Origin of the sequence: Pseudooceanicola sp., assembly GCF_029213205.1 — a bacterium.
In the GTDB taxonomy this organism is placed as follows: Bacteria; Pseudomonadota; Alphaproteobacteria; order Rhodobacterales; family Rhodobacteraceae; genus Pseudooceanicola.
In genome coordinates this window covers 1-3,319 of record NZ_JARGNH010000059.1, presented here as the reverse complement: position 1 = coordinate 3,319, position 3,319 = coordinate 1, and the positions used below count along the sequence as shown (strand labels likewise).

3 protein-coding genes are annotated in these 3,319 nt (G+C 61.2%); 2 read left to right on the top strand and 1 reads right to left on the bottom strand.

The genetic code is table 11. The annotated features are described in order from the left end of the window. Nucleotides 1–1,163: carboxyl transferase domain-containing protein (locus tag P1U48_RS18130; RefSeq protein ID WP_301070745.1), on the top strand; the 1,163-nt coding region annotated here is incomplete at its 5' end. A gap of 53 nt (nucleotides 1,164–1,216) precedes the next feature. Here P1U48_RS18130 and P1U48_RS18125 read toward each other — a convergent pair. Beyond that, nucleotides 1,217–1,828, bottom strand: a complete 612-nt coding sequence (locus P1U48_RS18125) for a transferase hexapeptide repeat family protein (RefSeq protein WP_301070743.1) — start codon at nucleotides 1,826–1,828, stop codon at nucleotides 1,217–1,219. 284 nt (nucleotides 1,829–2,112) lie between these two features. Here P1U48_RS18125 and P1U48_RS18120 point away from each other — a divergent pair, with 284 nt between their 5' ends. After that, a complete protein-coding gene (locus P1U48_RS18120; protein ID WP_301070741.1) occupies nucleotides 2,113–3,297 on the top strand; it encodes a lipid-transfer protein in 1,185 nt (394 codons plus the stop codon). Nucleotides 3,298–3,319: the final 22 nt, after the last annotated feature.

Genomic DNA, 3,319 nt, shown 5'->3' with positions numbered 1-3,319 from the left:
TCCTGCCGCTGCAACACGGCGTCTTTCCCGACCGCTATCTGGGCGGGCGGGTGTTCCGCAATCAGGTCAAGCTGAGCCAGGCCAACATCCCGCAAATCGCGGTGGTCGGTGGGCATTGTACCGCTGGGGGCGCCTATGTGCCGACGCTCAGCGATTACAACATCATCATCGAAGGCACCGGCGCGATTTTCCTCGGCGGTCCGCCGCTGGTCAAGGCGGCCACCGGCGAAGAAGTCGGCGTTCAGGAACTGGGCGGGGCGGTCATGCACACCTCGGTCTCGGGCACCGGCGATTACCGCGCCGCCACCGAAGAGCACGCATTTTCACTGGCGCGCGAGATTGTCAGCCAATGGAAGCGCAAGCCGAAAACCATCATCGAAACCGCCTCGTTTGAAGAGCCGTACTACGACCCCAAAGAGCTGTATGGGATCATCCCCAAGGACCGGAAGACCCAGTTTGACATGCGCGAAGTTCTGGCCCGGATCGTAGACGGGTCGCGCTTTCACGAATACCAGCCCGATTACGGCACCACGATGGTTTGCGGCTTTGCTCATATCTGGGGCTACAAGGTCGGCATCCTCGCCAATAACGGGGTGCTGTTCAACGACAGTTCGCTCAAGGCCGCGCATTTCATGCAGCTGTGCAACCAGAACCGCACGCCTCTGGTCTTTTTCCAGAACATCACCGGCTACATGGTGGGCCGCGAATACGAAGAACGCGGCATCGCCAAGGACGGCGCCAAGATGCTGATGGCGCAGGGCGGCTCGGTCGTGCCGAAGTTTACCGTGATCGCCAATGCCTCTTACGGGGCAGGCAATTACGGCATGTGCGGACGGGCCTGGGATGCGCGCACGCTGTTCATGTGGCCGCAGGCCGAAATCGGCGTGATGGGCGCGGATCAGGCCGCCAACACCATGGCCGACGTCAAGATCCGGCAGCTGCAGCGCGAAGGCAAGGAATTGACCGCAGAGGAAATCGAAGCGATCCGCGAGCCGGTGCTGGAAAAATATCGCCGCGATGTCGAAGCCTATACCTCGACCTCGGAACTCTGGGACGACGGCCTCCTCGACCCGGCGGATACGCGCAACGCGCTTGGCATGTCGATTTCGGCCTCGCTGAACGCGCCGATCGAAGATCCGCATTACGGGATCTTCCGGCTGTGACACCTTAAATCCGGTGCGGCCTGTCTCATCGGGCCGCACCTGGATGCGGCGCATCACGTCGCCTGTTGCCGCGCCTCCTGTATCGATCCGACATCGGAAGCGGCCATCTCCGACCGGTCCGCCTCGACCGCTTTGAGGGGATCGACAGGCCTCAATCCCGTCAGACAGTCGCGCGCCAGTTGTCGATATTCCGCCGTCCCGCGAGTCTTCCACGCAACTTCCTTTTCGGTGACCTCGCGGATTACCTTTGCGGGCGCTCCGACCACCATTGAACGCGGCGGGATCACCGTTTCGCCCCTCACGAAGGCCTGGGCGCCGACAATCGATTCCGCGCCCAGCTCAACGCCGTCCATGATCACGGCATTCATCCCCACCAGAGCATTGCGCCCGACGGAGCATCCATGCAGGATCGCGCCGTGGCCGATATGGCCATCGGTTTCGACCACCGCATCGCGGCCCGGGAAGGAATGGATGATGCAATTGTCCTGAACATTGGCCCCATCGCCAATTACAATCCTGCCAAAATCGCCCCGCAGGCTTGCGCCGGGTCCAATATAGCATCCCCGACCGAGGATAACATTTCCAATCAGCACCGCCTGAGGATGAACAAATGTCCCATCCGGAACGACGGGAACGAAGCCCTTGAATTCATAGCAATTCGTCATTTTTCCTTTCTTTCATAGCCTGGACGTCTTTTGCTGCCAAACTCGGGCTCCCGATGGTCAACAACCGCCCGCCCATTCGCGCCGCGACTTACAGGCCGAAATTATGCGGCCCATTATCGCCGCGCGGCAGAATTATTCAAACATACGTTAGAAAATTCGGCAAGCAGCGCTCCGCCGCGTCGTTGTTGACACTGCCTTCCGACGGGATGTAAATTCTAACAAACGGTAGAAAATTTATTGGCGCTCGACTCACGGCGTCCAGATCAAACCTGGGAGAGAGAAAGATGAAAGACAAAGCTTATGTCGTCGGCGTCGGAATGGTCCCATTCCAGAAGCCGGGAAAATCCGAAAGCTACGATGTCATGGCCTCCACGGCCACTCGCTCCGCCCTCGCGGACGCGGGACTGGATTATGACAAGGTCCAGCAAGCCTATGTCGGCTATGTCTACGGCGACAGCACCTGCGGCCAGCGCGCGCTGTACCAGGTCGGCATGACCGGCATTCCGGTTGTGAACGTGAACAACAATTGCTCGACCGGGTCGTCCGCGCTGTTCCTGGCTCGCCAGGCCGTTGAAAGCGGCGCTGTGGACTGCGCCCTGGCGCTTGGGTTCGAGCAGATGCAGCCCGGCGCAATCGGGGCGATGTTCAAGGATCGGATCAGCCCGTTTGCGGCCTTCGACGAAGAAACCGACGAACTGGTCGGCAACTCCGAGATTCCGCTGGCGCTTCGGTATTTTGGCGGCGCGGGCAAGGCGCATATGGAGGAATTCGGCACCCCGCTGGAAACCTTCGCGAAAATCCGCGCCAAGTCCAGCCGACATGCGGCCAAGAACCCGGTTGCCCTGTTCCGTCAGGAAGTAACCGCAGACGACGTCATGGCGGCGCAGGTCGTCTGGCCCGGCGTGATGACCAAGCTGATGGCCTGCCCGCCGACCTGCGGCGCGGCGGCGGCAATCGTCTGTTCCAAAGCCTTTGCCGACAAGCATGGGCTTGACAGCTCGGTGCGGATCGCGGCCCAGGCGATGACGACGGACGGGCCCGAGACCTTCAACGCCCATGACATGCGTGAGGTGGTCGGCTTCTCGATGGCCAAGCGCGCCGCCGATCAGGTCTACGAGGCGGCGGGCATCGGCCCGAAGGATGTGGACGTGGTCGAACTGCACGACTGCTTTGCCCATAACGAGCTGATCACCTACGAAGCGCTTGGCCTGTGCGGGCGCGGCGAGGCGGCGAAATTCGTCGATGACGGCGACAACACTTATGGCGGCAAGTATGTGACCAACCCTTCGGGCGGTCTTCTGTCGAAGGGGCACCCTCTCGGGGCGACTGGCCTTGCGCAATGCACCGAGCTTGTCCAGCAGCTGCGCGGACAGGCCGATGCGCGCCAGGTCGATGGCGCGCGTCTGGCGCTTCAGCACAACCTGGGTCTGGGCGGGGCCTGTGTGACCACGCTTTATGAAAAAGTCTGACGGCGTCATTCGGGAGGATAAA